The sequence below is a fragment of the Acrocarpospora macrocephala genome, assembly GCF_009687865.1.
Taxonomy (GTDB): domain Bacteria; phylum Actinomycetota; class Actinomycetes; order Streptosporangiales; family Streptosporangiaceae; genus Acrocarpospora; species Acrocarpospora macrocephala.
Genome location: NZ_BLAE01000158.1, coordinates 1 through 739 on the forward strand (window position 1 = coordinate 1; position 739 = coordinate 739).

The window sequence follows — 739 nt, forward strand, 5'->3', positions numbered from 1 at the left end:
AACGACGCCCACGACGACGCCTACGGCGACACATACGGCGACACATACGGCGACGCGCACAGGGACGCGTGCGGCGCAGGGCAGCAGAACGCACGGCAGCAGTTCCTCCACGGCCGCTCCACCGACTCTGGCCGCTCGGCCTATCCTGGTCGCTCTACCGACGCCGACCGCTCCACCGACGCCGACGCTGGTCGCTCGGCGGGGCCGGAGGCCTGTGGCGAGCCGGTGGAATCCGGGATGCTGGTGTCGGAGATGAGGCAGCTCGCCTCCCGGATTGCGATGGCCGACCTGCCCGACAGCGCCGGGTTGTGTCTGGGCGAGACGGAGGACCTGCTGTTCGCCCAGGATCGGCTGAGCTCGGCGATCGCCGCCCGGGTGGGGCGCGTCCATGCCACCGGTGAGGCCAAGAGTGCCGGCAGCGGCGGGCACGCCTCCACCGGGACCTGGCTGCGCGCCTCAGCGGGCATGAGCGATGCGGGCGCCTCCCGCCTGATCCGGCTGGCCACCCAGCTGGCCCGCCTGCCCGTCGTCCGGGACCGGCTGGCCCGCGGCACCCTCGCCGAGGGATCGGCCGACGCGATCAGCCAGGTCACCACCCACCTCAACGATGCCCAGGCCGCGCTGGCCGAGCCGATCCTGCTGGACCTGGCCGACAGCGCCTCCCCGGCCGAGATCCTCAAGGCCGGGCGATACCTGCGGGAGCTGCTGGACCCGGGCACCCTGGACGATGACGCCGACG

Annotated in this window: 1 protein-coding gene; it reads left to right on the forward strand. The window is 73.2% G+C overall.

Annotated features, from left to right (window positions below):
* On the forward strand, positions 1-739 hold a 739-nt coding region (locus tag Amac_RS53410; protein WP_155362082.1), incomplete at both ends, for a DUF222 domain-containing protein.